General features: G+C 65.6%; 19 protein-coding genes. 6 read left to right on the forward strand and 13 right to left on the reverse strand.

From position 1 onward, the window contains the following. Positions 1-23: 23 nt before the first annotated feature. From ACFC0O_RS17345 to ACFC0O_RS17360, 4 genes are read right to left on the reverse strand one after another with little or no spacing between them, the layout of a single operon-like run. Positions 24-734, reverse strand: coding sequence for a hypothetical protein (locus ACFC0O_RS17345; RefSeq protein ID WP_375958862.1), 711 nt, complete (start codon positions 732-734; stop codon positions 24-26). Next, entirely contained in the window at positions 731-2,476 is a 1,746-nt protein-coding gene (locus tag ACFC0O_RS17350; protein WP_375958864.1) for an Hsp70 family protein, read from the reverse strand. The genes ACFC0O_RS17345 and ACFC0O_RS17350 overlap by 4 nt, the downstream gene beginning before the upstream one ends. Positions 2,477-2,520: 44 nt before the next feature. Further along, on the reverse strand, positions 2,521-3,186 hold the full coding sequence (locus tag ACFC0O_RS17355; protein ID WP_375958866.1) for a DUF2625 family protein: 666 nt from the start codon (positions 3,184-3,186) through the stop codon (positions 2,521-2,523). A gap of 56 nt (positions 3,187-3,242) precedes the next feature. Further along, positions 3,243-3,653, reverse strand: coding sequence for a hypothetical protein (locus ACFC0O_RS17360; RefSeq protein WP_375958868.1), 411 nt, complete (start codon positions 3,651-3,653; stop codon positions 3,243-3,245). A 209-nt stretch (positions 3,654-3,862) separates the two neighbouring features. Between ACFC0O_RS17360 and ACFC0O_RS17365 the strand changes: the two genes are divergently transcribed. Then, positions 3,863-7,846, forward strand: a complete 3,984-nt coding sequence (locus ACFC0O_RS17365) for a WD40 repeat domain-containing protein (protein WP_375958870.1) — start codon at positions 3,863-3,865, stop codon at positions 7,844-7,846. A 14-nt stretch (positions 7,847-7,860) separates the two neighbouring features. Here the strand turns inward: ACFC0O_RS17365 and ACFC0O_RS17370 are convergent, their stop codons facing one another. After that, a complete protein-coding gene (locus tag ACFC0O_RS17370) occupies positions 7,861-9,135 on the reverse strand; it encodes a family 1 glycosylhydrolase (protein ID WP_375958872.1) in 1,275 nt (424 codons plus the stop codon). A 288-nt stretch (positions 9,136-9,423) separates the two neighbouring features. On the opposite strand from ACFC0O_RS17370, the gene ACFC0O_RS17375 reads away from it, so the two are divergent. Beyond that, positions 9,424-9,756: a DUF6247 family protein gene (locus ACFC0O_RS17375; RefSeq protein ID WP_375958874.1), complete on the forward strand. Its 333-nt coding sequence runs from the start codon at positions 9,424-9,426 to the stop codon at positions 9,754-9,756. 71 nt (positions 9,757-9,827) lie between these two features. Further along, entirely contained in the window at positions 9,828-10,457 is a 630-nt protein-coding gene (locus ACFC0O_RS17380) for a LysE family translocator (protein ID WP_375958875.1), read from the forward strand. A gap of 89 nt (positions 10,458-10,546) precedes the next feature. Here ACFC0O_RS17380 and ACFC0O_RS17385 read toward each other — a convergent pair whose 3' ends face one another. Continuing rightward, positions 10,547-11,215: an SMI1/KNR4 family protein gene (locus tag ACFC0O_RS17385; protein ID WP_375958877.1), complete on the reverse strand. Its 669-nt coding sequence runs from the start codon at positions 11,213-11,215 to the stop codon at positions 10,547-10,549. A gap of 67 nt (positions 11,216-11,282) precedes the next feature. Beyond that, on the reverse strand, positions 11,283-12,425 hold the full coding sequence (locus ACFC0O_RS17390; protein ID WP_375958879.1) for an epoxide hydrolase family protein: 1,143 nt from the start codon (positions 12,423-12,425) through the stop codon (positions 11,283-11,285). A gap of 63 nt (positions 12,426-12,488) precedes the next feature. Between ACFC0O_RS17390 and ACFC0O_RS17395 the strand changes: the two genes are divergently transcribed. Beyond that, on the forward strand, positions 12,489-13,451 hold the full coding sequence (locus ACFC0O_RS17395; RefSeq protein ID WP_375958881.1) for a helix-turn-helix transcriptional regulator: 963 nt from the start codon (positions 12,489-12,491) through the stop codon (positions 13,449-13,451). A 45-nt stretch (positions 13,452-13,496) separates the two neighbouring features. On the opposite strand, the gene ACFC0O_RS17400 is transcribed toward ACFC0O_RS17395, so the two are convergent. Beyond that, positions 13,497-13,640, reverse strand: a complete 144-nt coding sequence (locus ACFC0O_RS17400; protein ID WP_375958883.1) for a hypothetical protein — start codon at positions 13,638-13,640, stop codon at positions 13,497-13,499. A gap of 35 nt (positions 13,641-13,675) precedes the next feature. Then, positions 13,676-14,476: a transporter substrate-binding domain-containing protein gene (locus tag ACFC0O_RS17405; protein WP_375958885.1), complete on the reverse strand. Its 801-nt coding sequence runs from the start codon at positions 14,474-14,476 to the stop codon at positions 13,676-13,678. 637 nt (positions 14,477-15,113) lie between these two features. Here ACFC0O_RS17405 and ACFC0O_RS17410 point away from each other — a divergent pair. Next, positions 15,114-15,731 carry a DUF4203 domain-containing protein gene (locus tag ACFC0O_RS17410; protein ID WP_375958887.1) on the forward strand — a complete coding sequence of 206 codons (618 nt, stop codon included), beginning with the start codon at positions 15,114-15,116 and terminating at the stop codon, positions 15,729-15,731. Between the two features lie 13 nt (positions 15,732-15,744). Here ACFC0O_RS17410 and ACFC0O_RS17415 read toward each other — a convergent pair whose 3' ends face one another. From ACFC0O_RS17415 to ACFC0O_RS17425, 3 genes are read right to left on the reverse strand one after another with little or no spacing between them, the layout of a single operon-like run. Then, positions 15,745-17,661, reverse strand: a complete 1,917-nt coding sequence (locus tag ACFC0O_RS17415) for an alkyl/aryl-sulfatase (RefSeq protein ID WP_375958889.1) — start codon at positions 17,659-17,661, stop codon at positions 15,745-15,747. A gap of 49 nt (positions 17,662-17,710) precedes the next feature. Next, the gene (locus ACFC0O_RS17420) at positions 17,711-17,875 is read right to left on the reverse strand and encodes a hypothetical protein (RefSeq protein WP_375958891.1); all 165 of its coding nucleotides are present in this window, start codon (positions 17,873-17,875) and stop codon (positions 17,711-17,713) included. A 15-nt stretch (positions 17,876-17,890) separates the two neighbouring features. After that, a complete protein-coding gene (locus ACFC0O_RS17425) occupies positions 17,891-18,313 on the reverse strand; it encodes a DUF6325 family protein (protein WP_375958893.1) in 423 nt (140 codons plus the stop codon). A gap of 89 nt (positions 18,314-18,402) precedes the next feature. Here ACFC0O_RS17425 and ACFC0O_RS17430 point away from each other — a divergent pair, with 89 nt between their 5' ends. Then, positions 18,403-20,076: a SulP family inorganic anion transporter gene (locus ACFC0O_RS17430; protein ID WP_375958895.1), complete on the forward strand. Its 1,674-nt coding sequence runs from the start codon at positions 18,403-18,405 to the stop codon at positions 20,074-20,076. A gap of 40 nt (positions 20,077-20,116) precedes the next feature. Here the strand turns inward: ACFC0O_RS17430 and ACFC0O_RS17435 are convergent, their stop codons facing one another. Continuing rightward, on the reverse strand, positions 20,117-20,548 hold the full coding sequence (locus ACFC0O_RS17435; protein ID WP_375958897.1) for a response regulator transcription factor: 432 nt from the start codon (positions 20,546-20,548) through the stop codon (positions 20,117-20,119). Positions 20,549-20,751: the final 203 nt, after the last annotated feature.

Below are 20,751 nucleotides of genomic sequence, written 5' to 3' on the forward strand. Positions count from 1 at the left end.
CACCGAAACGTGACGAGCGTGGTTCAATCCGGAGATCCGCGCCCAGTCAAGGGCTCAGCGGCAGATGTGACGACCTGCTGCTTGAGCAGCAGGCGGCGGGATACGTAGTAGGCGGGCACCACGACGTAGGCGGTCGGCTCGTCCGGATCGCACACACCCCAGGGCTCCTGGGTCTCCGCATCGAGTGGGCCGCCCGGCTCGCAGGTGAAGTCCCAACGGTGCTCGTGCCCCAGATCCGCTGCCGCCTGCCGTATTTCGGCTGCCCGTTGCAGAACGTCATATTCGAGTTGCGCGGTATCCCCCGAATCGGAGTGGAAGATGTCCTCAAGGGCGGTGCGATCGATCTCCGAATGCTGGAAAAGTGCTGCCGCACAGCGACTTATCACTTCGGAGCGATCGTTGGATGACGCACCGGGCGGCAGGATCCGCTGTACCGCGCGGCGCAGGTCCTGCTCGATGAATGAGCGCAGCTGATGTGAGATCTCGTAGTGACCCAGGTGGCCCGCCGTGGTGGTGTCGGGTTGTTCATACCGGTGCTGGTTGGCCAGAACGGAAGTGAACCTGGCATTCAGCTCGGCGAATTCGCCTGCAAGCTGGGCGATTTCGGCTGACATTGCCGGCAGTAGGGACTGTTGCAGTTGCAGGCAGTACTCGGTTACTCGTCGAACACGGTCGTCGACCCTGTCCAGTCGCGCGGTGTCGAATCTCGATCCGGCGCGATGGCGCTCGTTCATGCGTTCCGCCTCATCATCGTTCGCTTCGTCGCCGCAGCGCCCGTACGCTCGAGATCCGTCGAGTGGTCGGTGACGAAATCGACGGTGACGCTGACGTCCTGATCGGATCGCAGGTCCCTGGCCCGCACCGAGATCTCAGTGCCGCCGAAGGTCATGATCACCTCCGAGGTTCGCTCGGAGGTCGGAAGTGACAGGGAGGCCGAGGCGTCCACGGTCAACTGACCTACCTCGTTACACCCGCTGTCGGTGACATAGCGCGGTTCCAGATCCACCGAGGTGAAAATCCGGAGACCGATCGTGGCTTTCCCGTCGTCAAATGGCAGATAGGTGCGTCTGACCTCGTGGCCCAAGTCGATAATCTCGCCCGCCTGGACAAAGGCATCAAACCTATTGGTGCACGACGGCCAATCCCGGTAGTTATGCCTCCGATAGTCCTCGGGATCGCGCCCTTCCTCGAACTTCAGCGCTGTGGCGATTCCGTACGTGAACCGTGAACGTCGGCCCACGATCGCGGTCGACGGCGCCAGCGCATAGTGCACCGCTCCGATCAACACCGCCCACGCAGGCTTCGACGGGATGACGAGCATCGACTGGGACCCGATGCGTTGCCGCAAGCGGTTCTGCAGGTGTCGCGATTGCGCGAACCCGCCGACCAGCAGAATCCGGCCCACACCCGCGCCTCCGATACGGGCGAGCTGATCGTCGACCAGATCGAGAATCGGCTCCAAGGTTCGATCGAAAAGACTGATCGTTTCCTCTGAATCGAGGATGATCTCGTCGTCGATCCCGTTCTGCGCGCGGGCCAGTTTCTCCCGCGCGTCCGCGTCGAGGTTCCGATAGAGGCGATTGTTCAACGGTACGACCAGGTCGTGACCCGCCGCCGGATCGAAGCCGAGTTTCGCTCGCTCCCAGGCATCGAGCAGATCGGCGAACGCACCACGATCGGCGTTGTAGGCCGTGTCGAGCGAACTGCGGCCGACTCTGCGAACCATGGCCTGGCTGATGAAGTCCTGATCCAGATACGTCGACCCGTGGCCGCCGCCGGAGGTGTAGCCGATCTCGGTCAAACCCGCATCGGTCACTTCGTATGCGGTGATATCGACGGTGCCACCGCCCGCGTCGACGACCATGAAGCGATCGCCCGGGGTGTCCGCGCCGGACAGCCCGGCATCGTGACGACAGTACAGCGCCGCCACCTCGGGCTCGATCGCCAGCAGCAGTCGATCCCCGGGTATACCCGCACGCTCCGCGCACTGCCGCATGAGCTGACGTTCCCGATCCCGCCAGATCGCGGGAACCGTGAGACACCAGAGGATTTCACTCTCGGTGACACCGCTGCGCGCCACGATGTCCTGCACCGCGAACCGGAAGAAGAGCTGCAGATAGGCCGTGACCAAATATGTACTCATATCGGTGCGGCGCGCCACCGAGGTGCCGGGAAGATTCGGATCCGGGTCCTGCAGCAAATCCATCTTGAACTGGTCTACATACTCGAAAACCCCGGTGCGAGAGTCCGTGTGGAATCGCCGCCGCGCCTGATGTCCCCACTCCACCGGTGAGCCATCGGGCCCCAACAGCAGGGCGGTCCGATTCTTGATATAGCTACTGGGCTGGCCCGCCCATTCATCGAAGAAATGAATACCGCGCTGGCGCGGCTCCCGATCCAGTTCGGACGTGAACGCCCACGCGTACCCCGTCCCGTGGGTGCCGAAGTCGATCGCCGCGACGATCCGATGACTCATCATCATCCCCCTGTCTTTCAGTGCTGCGAGTATTGCGACGCCGGTCAGCTCTGCTGCTCGGTGAGGTCGAGGTGTAGTGCGGCGAGTTCGAGTAGGTCGCAGCTGCGGCGGCTGGTTCCGGCGATGTTCGTTATGCCTTGGGCGCTCCACAGCGGCGGGTATACCGACAGGCCCTGATCGGGCGGTAGGTGTTTCACCTCGTCGGCCCATCCGGGCCAGCGCACATTGGCGTAGAACCTTTTGAGGCCGCCGTCGAGGGCCCAGTTGACGAAGGTGGTGTGGCCGCCACCGATCGGTATCCAGGCGAGGGTGTCGGAGCCGAGAAAGCATATGCCGCCGGGCTTTCCGGGTAGCGCGCCGCCGTTGACGGCGAATAGGCCGCCCAGCACGTCGATGGCGATGATCAGGGCTCCCTGATCGTCGCCGGGGTCGCTGATTCGGTTCATGGTCGCCACGTCAGGAAGGCCCGCGTGTCCGCCGCCGAGGATCCGCAGCCAGCCGTGATCGACGAGGAGTCCACCGGTGTTCAACACCAGTGTGCCGAGCACTGATCGCGCGGTGACCTGCAGGCGGAACAGGGATTGCCGCGCTCGGTCGGCATCGACGGGCAGCACTTGCACGGTCACCGGACCGGTCGTGAGCTTCTTGGCGATCATGGGCCATGCGGGGTCATCGGTGTCGGTCAGCTCATGGATGGATCGAACTGTCATGGCGTGAACCCTTTCTGCTTAATCGGTTGTCGCAGGCAAGCTTTGCGGCGGTGAGATCAGCGCCGCCTCGGTGCGCCCAGGGCGGTGCCGGCGCGTGAAATCGCCGCCGTACCAAGACTCACCGCGCCGACCGCGAGCGCGAAGATCGCCGCATAGCCCCAGTGCGCGGCGAACAATGAACGAACGGCGCCGGTGGCGAGCAGTGCGGTAACCGTGACGAGGGCTCGGGTATTGCGCAATTGCCAATGGGCCCGGCGGCGGACGAGTAGATATGTCACCCACAGCGTCCACGCCGCGGGTATCAGCGGCACCACCGTCAGCAGCAGCACTATCGGGTGGAAGTGACCGTCCTGCACGGAAATAACGCCGATCACGGCGACGGGGGTCAAGAAGAGCACGGCCAATGCGGCCGCTGCGAACGTGCCGCGCCGGATGGCTGCCTCGTTCGCGTCGATCGAATTCGTCATGGCGGCGACGCTAGGTCGCCGGATCCCTCCGGAGCAGTCGGTCATGCTGCCGTACAACGCATTACGGCAGGTCAAGGCCGCCGACCGGAATTCCTGACCGGAACTCGGCAGCCGAGCGGCGAGGTATCCCACCGGCATGAACCGAGCCGGTCTGCGCATCGTGCACCGTAATCTGTTGCGGGAGACAGATGCTGGGACATGGAGGGCTTGTGGTCGAGCTGGGTGGGGAGCGGTTGACGCGCACGCCGCGTGAGGAATTCGTCCGCAGGCTCGCGGCATTGTGGGAGCTGGCCGGTGATCCGACTCTCGACCGGGTGACGCGGGCGGCGAATCAGCGCACCAAAGCCGCGCGGGGCTCCTCGACGCGGGGAACCGTGCGAATGCAGCGCATCAGCGCGTGGCGGCGCGGCGATAATGTTCCGGCGCAATTCGATTCGCTACGACCGGTGCTGCTGACCCTGATGGACGCGGTGCCGCCGGGTGCGGAGCCGGAACTGACCGACCTGCGCGCCTGGCGACGCCTCTGGGTCGAATGTGATTCCTGGACTCCGGAATTGGCGGAAGGCTGCCCCTACGCGGGATTGCAGCCCTACCGCAGTGCGGACGCGGAGTGGTTCTTCGGGCGGGAACAGGTCACCGGCGAGTTGGTGGAATTGGTCACCGGCACCGCGGCGGCGGGCGGCGGAATCGTGGTCGTCGTCGGTGCCTCCGGTGCCGGTAAATCCTCGCTGCTGGCGGCGGGACTGGTTCCTGCTCTCGGGTCCGAGTGGACCGTCGTGAGCGGAACACCATGGCGGATAGAGGAATCGGACGCGAACCTCGAAGGCCGGCGCGTCGTAGCCATCGTCGATCAGTTCGAGGAAGTGTTCACCACCGCGCTCGACGAACCCGCGCGCACGGATCTACTGGGGCGATTGCGCGGCCGCGCCGATGCGGGTGAGACGGTCATCCTCGGGGTGCGCGCGGACTTCTTCGCCCGCTGCCTCGAGACACCGGAGCTCGTGGAAGCCTGTGTGCGGCGCGCCTTCGTGCTCGCGCCGATGCGCGGCGACGAACTCCGCACCGCGATCACCGAGCCCGCGCGCCGCGCTGGACTCCGGCTCGAACCCGGTCTCGCGGAACTGATCATGGTCGAGTTGGTGGGGCTCGGCGGCACCACTGGATCAGAGGGCGCTGGCACCCTGCCGCTGCTCTCACACGTCATGGAGGCGGTCTGGCAGCGTCGTGCCAAGAACCAGCTCACGATCGCCGGATACCGCGGCGCCGGCGGCGTCGCCGGTTCGGTGGCGCACACCGCCGACGCGGCGTGGGCGAAACTGAACTCCGATGAGCAGGTGGCCGCCAAGGACCTGCTGCTGCGCATGGTCACCATCGGCGATGGCACGCGTGATACTCGCCGCCGGGTTCCGCGTGACCAACTGTTCACCGGTGTAAGCCATTCCGAGGACGCCGCCGCGGCCCTGGAGACGCTCACCCAGGCGCGGCTCGTCACCGTCGACGGTGACACCGCGTATCTCGCGCATGAGGTGGTGCTCGATGCCTGGCCCCGTCTTCGGGAGTGGCTCGACGCCGACCGGGAAGGCCATCTGATCCGGCAGCGGACCGCCACCGATGCCGCGGAATGGGAGACCTCGGAGCGTCCCAGCGCGTTGCTGTATCGCGGGTCTCGACTGGATCAGGCTCGGCGGCATTGGCGTCGGCCCCCGCTGACGGGGGACGATTCCCCCGCCGTAGCGGAAACCGCTGCGCACGAGTCGGATAGGGCCGCATCGCCTCGGCGATGGGGTCGTTTGATCGCGGGCGACGACCGCGAGATCGCGCCGGGAACCCACGCCTTTCTTGTATCGGCGATCCGGGCGCGGCGCAGGATGATCGGGACGCAGGCGCTGGTGGCGTTCGGGGTCGTGGTGTTACTAGCGGCCGCATTGGTCGGCTTCGTGAATACCCGCGTGGTGGCCGATCAGCGTGATGAAGCGTTCTTCAATTCCGTGGTGAGCGAGGCGGATCGGTTGCAGGGCAGCGATCCGACGTTGTCGGCGGAGCTGACCGCGCTGGCCTATCGGATGCGCCCGGGTGACGCCGGGGTCGGTTCACGGTTGATCGCGAGCCAAACCCTGCCTGTCGCTTCGAGTTTCGTCGATCATCCGGGCAAAGTGGCCGCGATGGCTTTCGTCGGCAGTGAGCTGCTCGCGATAGCAGGAGACGATCACACCGTACGATTGCGGCCTGCGCGGGGTGGGAGCGGATCGCATGAGCTGGGGTCGCCGATCAGTGATCCGGCCGAGCGAATCATCACTTTGCTCTCTGCCGGAAACCTGTTGCTGTCGGCGGGTTCAGATCACATGGTCCGCATTCGGGATCTGTCGGATCCGGTGCACCCGAAGCTGATTCGCACCATCGATACCGGTGATGCGATCGTCACGGCGACCCTCACGCGTGACGGTGGCCGACTGGCGGTGGTGCACGCCCACGATGTGACGCTCTGGAATATCGCCGATCCGGCCGCGCCGATGGCGCTTCCCGGGCGAGTTACGAGCGAGGATCAGGTGTACGGCGCGGTCTTCCTCGGCGACGACCGCGATCTCATGGTCGCGGTGAATCACATCCAGGGCGGATTCGGTTCGACCAAGACCGGACTGTTCGCGAAAATAGATCCCGTACATGGTATTTCGCGCACGACACCGCTCATCCAGAGTGCGGGCGGGTTGGCCGCGACATCGCTGGGCACCGGACGGACCATGGTGTTCGCCGATATTCAGGGCCGGATCGCACCCGGCGGACCCGTCAGCAGCGTGGTGCGTTTCGCGCGCCTGGACGACTCCGGCGCCATGACGCCCGAGGGGACGTCGTTTACCGTGGCCGCCGCCAATGACCTGCTCGGTATGACGGCCAACAAGGATGGCACGGTTCTGGCGACCGTCACCGTCGAGGGCGTCACGCTGTGGAATCTCGCCGACCTGTCGCAGCCGACCGTGCTCGGAACACCGTTGGCGGGCAACTCTGTTCGGTGTGCGAAGTCCGGGCGCGGGTGCTCGGCGGTCCCGACGGTGTCGGGGTTCAGCCCGGACGGGCGGCAGTACGTGGCAGGTCTGGACAATGGTGCGGTGCAACGCTGGTCGCTGCCGGGCGCGGTGCTGGCCGGACAGTCCGGCCAGATCGATTCGCTGTCCAATGGGCTCAGTGCCGACGGGCGGCGCATGGTCACCCTCTCGCCCGGTACCGATGCCCATATCTGGGATATCGAGAACCCGGGCGAGGTACGTTTGCTCGGCACGATCGCACGACCGGATTTCGCGCTGGCCGGTGTGTCGGCAGCGGCGGTGCCCGCCATGAGCCATGACGGGCACCACGTCGCACTGCTACTGCACGGCGTCTTCACCTTGGTCGACATCACCGATCCGGCGAAACCTGTTGAAGTGGCACACTTTCCGGGTGCAGCAGGGGGTGCGTTCGCCGCCGATCGGCCGATTCTCGCGACCGTGGTGGCGCTTCCGTCGCCGGAGATGGTGTTCTGGGATATCTCGAATCCCGCCACACCGGTGCGATTGGGCGCACCGGTGCTGATACCGGTGTCGCAGACGCTCCTGACGGATGGATTGCAGTTGGCCCAGACCCGTGATGGCCGTCAGGTGGTGTCGCTGACCGACAAGTTGCAGGTGTGGAATGTGTTCGCGCAGAGCGATTCCCGCACTCCTCTGGGCAGCGTGGACGCGACCCGGGATGTCGGCGCGGTGGGTGTGGCCGTGAGCCCGGACCATCGGATCGCCGCCGCCGGATGGAATTCGGGGACGGTCCGGCTCTGGTCGATCGCCGATCCCGCCAAGATCACGCCGGTGGGTGAGCCGCTGCCGGTGAGCAGCATATCGGTGAGTTCGGTGGACTTCGGCGGCGATGGCGCACTCATGGCCACCGGGGGCACCGATTCCACGGTGCGGCTGTGGGATACCACCGACCCTGCACATCCGAAAGCCTTGGGACAGTCGATCATTGCGCCAGGTTCCACCGGGTGGCGGGTCGCGTTCCATCCCCGGGCGAACTTTCTCATCGGCGCCGGAGACAACGGGATGCTGCGGGTGTGGGATCTGAATGCCGCCCACGCCGTCGACCGAATCTGCGGACTCACACGGGACACCATCGCCGCGCAACTCGCCGCCGCGCTACCGGGGCACGATCTACCGGCGGTGTGCGCCTGAGCGGGCGCCCGCCGTCACCGGGGAACCGTCACCGGATCGGTACAGCTGTCCGGAAGATCTGTGAGGGAACAGGATTGCGGCATTCGGACGGGCCGGTAGCGGGCGGGCACGCCGCGTTCGCGCACCAGCGTCCGATACGCGTCGGCGACCTCGGTGGGACGCCGGGTCAGTGTGGGATCGGTGCGGATATCGACCTGATAGATGCCCCATCGCGGGTTGTACCCGTCCCACTCGAACGAGTCGGTGAGGCTCCAGTAGTTGTAACCGATCACGTTGGCGCCGTCGGCTTTCGCGCGTTGCAGCCAGTAGACGGTATCGCGCAGGTGGTCGGCGCGTCCGTACCCATCGGGGCGGGCCGCGCCGTCGAACGAGTACAGGCCGCTGTCCACGACGTAGAGCGGCTTGTCCGGATACCGTCGTGCGTAATAGGTCAGGGCATAGTAGATGGTTTCCGGCTGGACCGACCATGAGTCCGGGTTGCCCCAGTTCAGCGGATTCTTGGTCAACAGATCGAGAGTCGGGGTATAGACGGTCTCGATGCCGATGTAGTCGATGCGGTCCTCGATCTGCTCGGTGACCGCAGTGTTGGTGAGCCCTTCGACAACATCGGAGAAATAGGCGATCGCCGCGGTGACCATCGCGCCCGGCTGCATCCGATGGATGTGATCGTAGATGACGGTGTGCGCCTGGCCGATTCGGCGATTCATCTCCGGGATCTGGGCGGTGTCCAGATCACCGTCGCGCCATTCGTATTTGATGTAGTTGAACGGCTGGAAGAAGGTGATCCAGAGCGGATTGCGGGATGCGTAGCGCTCCACCACTTTCCGCGCGTTCGCGAGCCAGAGGTCAACGATCTCGTCGGTCCGCCACCCACCGCGGTCGGCGACCCAACCTGGATAAACCCACTCATCAAGCACGAGCATCGGGCGAATACCGTTGGCCGCCAGCCGATCCAGTACGCGGTCGTAGAAATCGAAGCCTGCTTCGGACCAACCGTCGGGGGTCGGTTGCACCCGCGCCCACTCGATCGACATCCGGAACACACCCGCACCCAATCCCGCGACCAGGTCGATATCGGACCCATAGCGGTTGTAGAAATCGGCTGAATCGGGATACCTGCGCAAGTCCGGACTCTGTCTGCTCATATAGCGGGTCTGATTGCTGTCAGGCGTATGCCCCTCGGCCTGATAGCCGGACATCCCCACACCCCAGAGGAATTCCTCGCCCAGCGCGGGCACACTATCCGGCGCGGGCCGCGCCGCCGCCGTCCCACCGGCACCGACAGCCACCCCGGCCACCATGAGCCCCAACACTTTTCGTCGCGATATCGGTAGCACGCCGCCCCATTCCCGATGCGATCGACGCCGCACAGCGTGATCTACAGTGACCATCTATCACAGTCGCAGCGCGCGATTCAACCCTGGCACCGCGGTCAGATCCGTTGCACTTGACGGTATTTGATGAATCACTCGGGCAGGTTGGCCGGTTTCCCGTGCACCGGTGAGTCGCGACACCGTGCGCGTTGCTGTGCTCATCAGCGATCGAGCTCTGTCGGTCACACCGGCTACCGTGCGTACATGGCCGCTTCGCACCACGATCCATCGCATCAGTCGGTGCCCGCTGCAGAGCCCGAAGCTCTGCGCGCGGCGCTATCGCCACTGCTACGTGCGGAGTTCGACGGCGAGTGGGAGGCGACGCTGGAAGAAGCCAAGACCTCCCACACCCTGGCCGGCATTCACGAGCTGCTGAACAAGTGGCAGCACACCGCGGTGACGGAGATGCGCGACCCGGGTTCATATCAGCGCCTTCTGGACAAGGCCGCGCGAATCCTCGAGCAGGGCGGCAATCCCGAGGGCGGCAGCTTGGAAGACATGCTCGCCCACATCGAACGCCGACGCCGGGCTCTCTGATTTCTCGTATCGCATAGTCCCGGACCCATAGACCTACGACAGGTCCGGTGCGGGTTGCCTACGATGGCCGGGTGTTGGCTGCAATTGTCTCGTTCACGGTCGCGTCGGTGGTGTTGGTCGTCTTGCCGGGACCTGACACCCTGGTCGTGGTCCGGAGCCTGGTTCGGGGTGGACGGGGCGCGGGCATACGCACATCGATAGGTGTGCTGTGTGGGCTCATGGTGTGGGTGGGCGCGGCAGCCTTGGGGCTGGCTGCGCTGCTGCAGGCCAGCCAGCTCGGATACGAGATTCTCAAGATTGTCGGAGCCTGCTATCTGCTCTGGCTGGGTGTTCAATCCCTGCGGGCATTGCGCCGCCCGGCCGTTGTCGACTCCGCGGCCCATTCGTCGCCTGTGTCGCCCTTGGATCGGCTGGGCAGCTTCGGCGCCGGTCTGCTCACCGATCTGCTCAATCCGAAAATCGGCATCCTGTTCGTCAGCCTTCTGCCCGGATTCGTGCCCGATGGGTATTCGGTGGGGTGGACGACTGTGGGTTTGGGCGGCATTTACGTCGCACTCACTGCCGTGTATTGCGCGGCACTGGTGATGGGAGCGAATGCGATCGGAGACTGGATGCGTTCGGACCGCATTCGCCGCCGCCTCGACGCCATCGCGGGAGTGGCCCTTGTCGGTTTCGGTATCCGTCTCGCTCTCGAGCCCTGAGTGATACGCGACTGGATGCCCGTCAGTCAGGCTGCGCAGGACCATGTTTGGGTTGCGCGACCGGACGGGCGGCGGGGTCCAGCTCACCTTCAGGCGTGGTCAGCGAACTCGGCAAAGCTCCCTATCTGATCCACGTCCGGATCGAGGGCCCGTGCGAGCCAGAGCTCGTACCAGTCCAGGAACGTCAGCGGCTCGCGGGTGTCGGGGTGCAGCAACGGTAGCGAGGCGGCGTGCTCGTAGCTGTGCCACCACACCTGCCCCGCGGCCGGGCCGCGCAGGACCAGCAGGTTGTACATGCCGCATCCTTCGTTCGCGAGGAAGGTGGCACCGCGGTGGATCATTCCGATGTTCTCCGACCACTGGGACTCGGAGTCCTCGTCGGCAGGCGGGCAGGGTCGCTCGGCGGTGAAGGGGAAGTCCGCGGCGTAGTCGATCTCCGCGTCTTCCGCCTCCTGTTCCAGCGGGAACAGCCCGAGCATCGGTCCGGCTCCGCCATCGCTCACCGAGGTAATCCACGCGCGGTAGTCGGCGGGAAGTCCGACACCAAGTCGATGCTCGAATGCCGCGAGTGCATCGGGGTTCGCGCGAGCAGCGAACTCGTAGCGGTGTACGGCTGCCCCGTGGATGCGGCATTTGTAGCCGGTGACCTCGCGATCACCGAGCGAGACGACAGTGGTCTTCAGATCGGCCGCTCGCAGTCGGCCGAGGTCGGTCAGGATCCCGGCGATCCGATCCGCGTGCGTTTGCGCGTGTTCCATACCCACATCCTGACCGATGCGACGACGTGCTTACGGGCTCGGTGATCTGCCCCTAGCCATCGCGGGGTCAGGAAATGCCGCGGAAGAAGGTGCGTATGTCGTGCGCGAGCAGTTCGGTCTCCTCCATTGCGGGGAAGTGGCCGCCCTCGGTGAACTCGCTCCAGTGGCCGACCGCCTTCCACGGGTCCATCGTGCGGCGGATGAGCGGGTGGGCGTCGAACACCGCCCATCCGGACGGAACACCGGAAGCCATGACGAAATCGAGTTCGGAGTGTTCGGCCTCGTAGTAGAACTGCGCGCTCGACTCGCCGCTGCGGGTGAACCAGTAGAGGGTGACATTGGTGAGGAGCTGGTCGCGGTCGACCGACTCGTGCGGCATCCGGTGGTCGCCGATGGGCCTGGTCTTGAATTTCTCGGCGATCCACGCGAGCTGACCGACCGGAGAGTCCGCGAGCGCCGCGCCGATCGTGTCGGGACGGTGGTTCTGCATCAACAGATATCCGTGATCGGCCGCATCCGCGATGCGCACCGCCTCGAGCTCGGCGATCTCGTCATCAGACAGACCGTCCGGGAGCGGGAACTTAACGCCGACCAACCCGAGCAACCGGGGGTCGGCGCCGATATGCGTGCCGATGACCCGCTCGGGGTAGAGCGCCGCCAGGCGACCGGTGATACCTGAACCCATGTCGGTGCCGTGGGCCGCGAACCTCTCATAGCCCAGCCGCGTCATGATCTCGGCAAAGGCATCGGTTGTACGCGCCAGCTCCCAGCCGGTCCCGGACAGCGGGGTGGAGAACCCGAAGCCGGGCGGCGACGCGATGACGACGTGGAACTCGTCGGCCAGCAACGGGATGAGCCGCTGGTACTCGATGAACGAGCCCGGCCAGCCGTGGTTCAGCAGCAGCGGGATGGCCTCGGGATTCGCCGATCGCGCGTGCAGGAGGTGGAACCGCTGGCCGTCGACGACCGTCGTGAACTGTTGGTACTCATTGAGTTTCGCCTCCTGTACGCGCCAGTCGAACTCGTCGCGCCAGTACTCGGCAAGCTCCTTCAGGTACGCCGCCGGGATGCCTCGGCTGAAGTCGGTGCGATCCTCTCGGCCCGGCACGGGGTGCGGCCAGCGCGTATGTGCCAGCCGGGTGCGCAGGTCGTCGACATCGACCTGCGGGATGTCGATGCGGAACGGGGTGAGTGCGTTGTCCTTGTTCATGACACCCACCTTCCCGGGTAATGCGGCAGGCTAGCTTCCGCAATTGCTGCAATGATCGAAAACATGTTGGAGACCTCGGCACGCCTGCTCGAACTGCTGTCGTTGCTCCAGCTCAAGCGCGACTGGACGAGCTCCGAGCTCGCAGACCGGCTCGGGGTGAGCACGCGGACCGTGCGCGCCGATATCGGAAAGCTGCGGTCACTCGGCTATCCCGTGAACGCGCGTCCCGGCGTCGCGGGCGGGTACCGGTTGGCCGCCGGGACGGCGATGCCCCCACTGCTGCTCGACGACGACGAGGCCGTCGCCGTCGCGGTCGGACTGGGAGCGGTCGCGACCCAACGGCTCGGAATCGAAGAAACATCGCTCACCGCACTCGCGAAACTGGAGCAGGTACTGCCCTCACGCCTGCGTCGGCGCGTGGAGGCGGTCCGCGAGGCGACGAGCGTCGTTCCAGGAACGCAGCCGCCGCTCGATCTCTCGGTACTCGGTACGGTCGCCGCCGCGATCCGAAGCCATGAACGGCTTCGGTTCGGATACACGAAACCCGGAGCCACGACAGGACCCCGGCATATCGAACCGCACCGGCTGGTGACCTGGGGGCCGCTGTGGTACCTCCTCGCGTGGGATATCGACCGCGACGACTGGCGAGTCTTTCGCGTCGACCGCATGGGTTCGCCCACACCGACGGGCGCGCGGTACTCACCGCGCGTGATCCCGGCGGACGATGTCGTCGACTACGTCGTCGGACGCGTCAGCAGAGCGGCCTGGGCCTACCGCGCCCAGGTACTCGTGCACGCTCCCGCCGGCCAGATCGCCGCAAAGATCCCCGTCCCGGTCGATATCGAGGTGGTCGACGAGTCCACATGCCGTCTCGAGGTGGGTTCCAACGACGCGGACCAGCTCGCCCTGTCATTGGCCCAACTCAACGTCGACATCGAGGTAATCGACGGAGACGCGCTCGCGGTGGCATTCGACCGCCTCGCGAACAGGTTCCGCCGCGCGGCAGGTGGCGCGCCCACGGCGTGAATCTCGGCCGCCGGTCGTGCCGCAGAGAGACGCCGGGCACGAAGATTACTTGTCTTCTTTACCGTCGGTGGTACCGCGACGGCGGATCTTGATGCCCAGCTTCTCGGCTTCACGACGGCGTGCTTCGCGCTGTTCCGGGGTCAACAGCACGCGGGCTGCACGCATCGCTTCTTGGGTCAGGGCGCCCATCACATACCTCCGGTCACTCGCAGCGATCGGTCAGCTCAGCTGAGCCAGTCTCCGAGCAGCGCGGTGGTTCTGCCGTTGCTGATCTGTACCTGCAGCCACGCATTCACCACACCGTTGAAGGCCGTGTCACCCCGTGGCAGCAAATAGACTTTCGCCGCCGAGTCAAAGGGCTTATCGGGATGCAGCACCTGCAAGTCGGGGTATTCGCGCTGGCGGTAGAGGCCCTCGATGGAATCGGTGACGAATACATCGGCCTTGCCGTGACTGAGTTGGTCGTAGATGGTCAGGTTGTCCGGCCACACCATGATCTGCGCTTGCGGGAAGTGTGTGCGCGCGAAATTCTCGTTGGTGCCACCGGGATTGACAACGACGCGCACCTCGGGCCGATCAATCTCGTCGATGCTGCTGTAGGCATCGCCACTGCTACGGCGAGTGACCGGCGTCTTGCCGTCGGTGACGGTCGCGACCGAAACATCGGCCACTGCGCGGCGGCTGGCAGTGTCGGAGATTCCGCCGACCGCAATATCACAGTGCGCGAGGAAATCCTGGGTCAGGGTCGTCCAGGTCGTGGGCACCCACTGTGGCACCGCGTGCAGCATCGTCGCCAACTCCGTGGCAAGGCTGATATCGACCCCACGATAATTGCCGCCCGCATCGCGCACGGTAAAGGGCGGGTAGTCACCTGTCGTGCACACCCGCAAAACACCTGAGAGCGGCACGCTCCACAGTCGAGACGGTGAGGGTTCCGCCGCGGCAGGAACGGCCATTCCGGCGACGGCCAGCACCGCGATCAATATCGCGTTCAGAATTGACCACAGTGGCAGCGATCGGCGCATCCGTGCAGGCTACCCGGAGGGACACCGATCACTGTCCCCTCTCGTGAAGATCACCCGACATGTCAACGACCGCACAGCAATTGATGCGACTACCGCATGGCCGTGGGATTCCGGTCGTCACCGGACCACTTCGCCGCAGCAAGGACAGCGGCCTCACCCAGCGTGCGATCTGATTGGATGCGCGGCAGCATCTGTTGCACTGTGCGGCGCGCCACCGTTCGGCGTGGTCGGCGCGCGCGTGGTCCAGTGCCTGAGCGCGACAGGCGCGATATCAGTCACGTGACGTAAAGGTCCCCAGGTCTCGCTACGCCGCGATCACGGTCGCCGACCTCGACCGGTGCTGAGAGCGAACACTGCCCCAGGTGCGGCTGCTGACAATTGACGACGGGTCTCACATTGGACGATGCGGATTCTTCGAGATATCTAACCGCCGATAAGGTTCACTTATCGGCGGCCAGATTATCTCATTTCGTTTCGTTGATTACGTTCGCGATTGACGCTATTAACGCTACGAATTACGTCCTTGTCGATTTCACCCGAAGCGGGTGACCCGCCGTCTGCCACAGCTACATAGCGTCGATCAGTCCGTGTTCGCCGATCCCTGAGCTGTTGTAGCTCGGGCGGTGAGAGGAGTGTCGTGAACGGAATCGTGGTCGTACTGGTCGGGGCGCTGCTGTGCTTCTATGGGATCCGGTCGGTGCACCTGGGGATCCTCGCGATCGGGTTCGGACTCGGCTGGATGATCGCCGACCTGTTCGACGCGACGTTCTGGTGGCTGATCCTGATCGGCCTGATCGGCGCGGTGTCGTCCTGGGTGGTGACCTCGCTGGTGTTCCGGTTCGCGTCCTACTTCATCGGCGGTCTCACCGGCGCGATGATCGGCACCAAACTGGCCACCGTGCTGCAGCCCGGTGATAAGAACTGGGCCTTGAGCATGATCGTGGCGCTCGCGGTCTGCGTGGCGGGTGCGTTCCTCGCCGAGAAGTTCCGTGCCCGCGCGCTGCTGTGGCTGACCTCCATCGGCGGCGCCAGCATGGTGCTCAGCGGACTCGGCCGGATGACCGATTCCCTTGCCTTCCTGCGCCATCCGGATCCGGGGCTGCAACAGGTCACCGCGACCCTGGCATGGATCGGCCTGTCCGTGATCGGCTGGATCACCCAGCGTCGCCTGTTCGCCGAGAAGCTCGGTATCGAGCATGGGCCTGCCGCCGACACCGACAAGAGTCGGTCGAACGGCGGCTGGCCCGCAGGCTAGATCCGCTGCGGCACTAGGGCGTGACGATATTGAAGTCCGGGTCCGGTGTGTCCAGGACAGCGATCAGTTGGCGTAGTTTGGCCGGGTCACCGGAGACCTGGACCCGGCCGTCGGCGATGGCGTCGGCGATATCGACTCCGCCGGCGATGGTGGCGATCAGGTCGTGCCGGGTCAGTGTGAAGGTGGCATCCGGGTCGGGCCCGGTGAAATCCGCCGGGACCACATGGTGAATCAAGGCTCCATTGCGCAATTCGGTGCGGTAGGTGGTGTTCTCGTCGGTGATGGTCCAGTCGTTGATCAGGTGCAGATCCCACGCCTTGGGCCCGTTGACGAGGAAGGACGCTGATTCGAAGACCTGGTCGACGGTCAGCGCCGCCATGATCGACGGTGACGCGGTCTGGGTGGGCGTGCCGAAGTTGCCGTTGCGCAATTCGTAGGCGCCGGAGAGGAAGAAGTTGCGCCAGGTGCCGTTCTCGGCTCCGTAACCGAGTTGGTCGAAGGCGTTGGCCTGCAACGCTTTCGCGGCGGCATGGGTCGGGTCGGCGAAGATGACGTAGTTGAGCAGCTGCACCACCCAGCGGTAGTCGCCGTCATCGTAGGCTTTGCGCGCGGCCGCGACCGCGGCGTCGGCACCACCGATCACGGCGACATGACGCTTGGCGGATTCGACCGGGGGATGCTCCCACAGGTGCGCGGGGTTGCCGTCGAACCAGCCCATATAGCGCTGGTAGATGGCTTTCACATCGTGGCTCACCGATCCGTAGTAGCCGTGGGTATGCCAGCTGCCCTCCAAAGCTGGCGGCATCTGGATCATCTCGGCGATCTCGATGCCGGTATAGCCCTGATTGAGCAGACGGAGTGTTTGATCGTGCAGGTAGGCGTAGGTATCGCGTTGTCCGGCAAGCCATTCGGTGACCTTGTCGGTGCCCCACATGGGCCAGTGATGCGAGGCGAAGGCGACATCGGTCTTGGCCCCGAACAGCACGATGGCCTCGGTCAGGTATTGCGACCAGACGTGTGCGTCGTGCACCACCGCGCCGCGCAGGGTGAGGATGTTGTGCAGGGTGTGGGTGGCGTTCTCGGCCATGCACAGGGCGCGGTGGTCGGGGAAATAGAAGTTCATCTCCGACGGCGCTTCGGTGCCGGGGGTCATCTGGAACACGATGCGGACCCCGTCGACGACCTCCTCCTGACCGGTCTCGGTGATGTCCTTGGTCGGCGGGATGAGGGTGACGGTGCCGGTCGAGGTGGTCATGCCCAGGCCCGCGCTGATCTGGCCCTTCGGATCGCGCGGCAACGCGGCGCCGTACATATAGCCCGCACGGCGGCCCATGGCGGTGCCGGCGTAGACGTTCTCGCTGACCGCGTGTTCGACGAATCCTGCCGGGGCCAGTAGCGGAACCTTGCCCGCCGCAACATCTTCGGCGGTGGTGACGCCCATCGCCCCGCCGAAGTGGTCGACGTGGGAATGGGTGTAGATCAGCCCGGTCACCGGGCGGTCGCCGCGATGCGCGCGGTACAGCTCGAGGCCCGCTTTCGCGGTTTCGGTGGAGATCAGCGGATCGATGACGATGACCCCGGTCTCGCCTTCGATCAGCGTCATATTCGACAGATCCAGGCCGCGGATCTGATAGAAGCCGGGCGCGACCTCGTAGAGGCCCTGCTTGATCATCAACTGCGCCTGCCGCCACAGACTCGGGTTCACCGAGTTCGGGCAGCTGCCCTGGATGTAGCCGAAGGAGTCGTTGTCCCACACCACATTTCCGTCGGCGTCCTCGACCACACCGGGTTTCAGTTCGGCGACGAAGCCGCGATCGGCGTCGGTGAAGTCATTCGTATCCGACATCGGCAGCGTTGCCGCGGCCTGTTCCAGACGCCGCACCGTCAGGTCGCTGGGTTCGGATGCTGGAACCTGGTTTGTGCTGGTCATGGTTTCCTCCCCTGTGCTCATATCCGGATGACCGTCTGATGGGCAGCCGTCAGCCCAGTAGGCGAGCCTTGGCGGCGGCGACCTCGGTGTCGGTGAGCGCCGCGCGTTGTTCGGCGCGCCGGTTGACTTCGTTGGCGGTACCCGCGAGCACCGCGGTGCGCGCGACGGTCCCCGCTAGTCCGGGCCGCCCGACAGTTCCTCGTCCGAATGCCATGCCCGGCAACCTTTCTCAGATTTCCGCCAGCGACGCCGCGAGTACATCGCGCGGCACCTGGAGATGGAGTTCGACCTCGCCGCCGTCGGCGCGGACCGCCTCACCCAGCGCGCGGGCCCAGGTTTGCTCGTAGACCACCACGACGGCGGAGGTGCCCGGGCGCATCGCGCCACTGACAACTTCCAGGTCCTCGTTGCTGATCAATTCGCGCGTCGCGGTGAGTCGGCCCAGGCCGAGGTCGTCGAGCGGCTCGGCGAACTCGCGTAGCGTGAGTTGTCCGTCGGCGTCCTTGGCCAGATAGACCAGATCCAGGACGGTGGCATAACCGGCATCGGTGGCCGCGGCCAGCGCGGTGCCGATACTGGGGGCGATTTCGGCGTGCGGGAACGTGAGCACGACCAGTTCCACGGGGCCGAGTTGCGTTGGCGATTCCGGCATGCGGCTCATGCTGGGGCAGTGCGCGCGATCGTGCCTCATCCGATTCGGGTGAGGTCGGCGACCGCGGTGGTGCGCGAGGATCGCTTCACATGGAAGGACTTTCGCGGCGGTTGCGGGCGGCACTGCCGCAGGACCGGATGACCAGGGCCGATGTCGTGGCCGGGTTGCCGGGGGCCGTCGGGAGCGTGCCCGACGGTATGGCGGCGGGGGTGCTTGCCGGGGTCAGCCCGGTGGCGGGGCTGTACGCGAGCATGGCGGGACCGCTGTTCGGTGGCTTGGCGACCAGCACACAGTTGATGGTCATCAGCACGACCAGCGCGTCGGCGCTCGCCGCGGGATCGGCGCTGTCCGATGTCGCGGCCGAGGACCGGGCCTCGGCGCTGGTGCTGTTGACCCTGATCGCCGGGGTGGTGATGATCGCCGCCGCGGCGCTGCGGCTGGGCCGCTACACCCGCTTCGTATCGCATTCGGTGATGACCGGGTTCCTGCTGGGCATCGCGGCCAATATCGTCTTCGGTCAGTTGCCCGATCTGACCGGTGTATCGGCCCGCGGTGATGTCGCGGCAGCCAAAGCGGTGTTCGTGGTGACCCATCCGGGTGAGATCGATGTGCCGTCGCTGGTGACCGGAACGCTGGCGATCGCGGTGCTGGTCGGATTCGCACGCACTCGGCTGCGGCTGATCGCCTCGCTGGGCGCACTCGTGGTGCCGACGTTGCTGGTGCTGGCGGCCGGATGGGATTCGGTGCGCCGGGTCTCCGACGCGGGCGCCATCCCGTCGGGGTTCCCGCTGCCGCACCTACCGGATATCACCGCGATCAGCCCCTCGTTGATCGGTGGCGCGGCGGCGGTCGCGGTGATCGTGCTCGTGCAGGGCGCGGGGGTCGCCGACGCCGCGCCGAACCCGAATGGCCGCCGCTCACAAGCGAATCGGGACTTCACCGCGCAGGGGGTGGGCAATGTGGCCGCCGCGTTGTTCCGGGGTATGCCGGTGGGCGGATCGGTCGGCCAGACCGCGCTCAACAGTGCCGCCGGGGCGCGCACCCGCTGGGCGGCGATCTGGTCGGGGGTGTGGATTCTCGCCATTCTGGTCGCGTTCGCCGGTGTCGTCGGCCGGGTCCCGATGCCGACCCTGGCCGCGGTCTTGATCGTCGCCGCGATCGGTTCGCTGGATCCCACCCGGGTTTCGGCGATCTGGAGCAGCGGTTTCACCTCGCGTATCGCGTTGGCCGTGACCTTCCTGGCCACGTTGCTCTTGCCGGTGACGGCGGCCGTGGGCGTCGGGGTAGCCCTGTCGCTGCTGTTGCAGCTCAATCAGGAGGCAATGGATCTGAAGGTGGTGCGACTGCGGGTGGACGGTGATCGGCTGGTGGAGGAACTGCCACCGAAACGCTTGTCCGACAACGAGATCGTGATCCTGGACGTGTACGGGAGCTTGTTCTACGCGGGCGCGCGCACCCTGCAGGCTCGACTGCCCGACCCCGCGGGCGCGCACGCGCCGGCGGTGATTCTGCGGTTGCGCGGCCGCACCACCGCCAGCGCAACGTTCCTGACCGTGGTCGCGGATTACGCGCACCGTTTGGACGCGAGCGCGGGCCGACTCTATTTGAGTGGCGTGGATCAGGGCATTCGCGCGCTGTGGACCGACGAACTGCTGGCTGCTCAAGGGGTCAGCGTCGAGTTCTTCGAAGCGACACCGACGGTGGGAGAGTCCACGCTGCTGGCCTATGCCGAGGCCAGGGTACGGACGCGGGAAGCAGGCTGAGGATGCACCGGGATCGCCGGTGCGATTCGGTTTCCCGAGGTCACGAATGCGCGGTTGGGCCGAGACAGGTGTGGATGCGGTCCAGGAGGGCGCTGACCCGGAAGGGTTTGGGGAGGTAGGCGCAGGCGCCGGCGGCGTAGATGGCGCTGATTTCGTCCGGATCGCTGTCCAGTGAGGAGGCGATGACTTGGACCTCGGCTTGCCGGCGCAGTTGCCGGCAGAGGTTGGCGCCGGAGAAATCGGGCAGGGACAGCTCGAGGAGCACCAGGTCCGGATGCCATTGCTGGGATACGGTGAGCGCGTCGTGGGCGGTGGCGGTGGCGAATGCCTCGTGACCGGCTTTGGTGAGGACCAGGACCGCGAGTTCGGCCATCGCCGGGTTCGTTTCGACGACCAGGACCCGGCCGAAGCGGGTCTCCACACGAGACCGCGGGATGGTCAATTCTGTTGTCGGACGCGGATATTGACTCATGTCGATCCTCCACAGGCGGGTCCCCGACCCTGATCCCCGTCGCGTTCGCGCCGCAATGGCGAAGACGTGGTGCTCGCAATACCGCTATCGCGATCGACGGAATCTGAAACTACGCCTTGCCGCAACTTCTCAGCAATGGGCGGGGCGAGTATTCAATGGATGGCCACTCCCCCGCGCCCGATTCGTGACCTTTCGGTCTCGGC

The sequence above is a fragment of the Nocardia sp. NPDC056100 genome, from assembly GCF_042266325.1.
In the GTDB taxonomy this organism is placed as follows: Bacteria; Actinomycetota; Actinomycetes; order Mycobacteriales; family Mycobacteriaceae; genus Nocardia.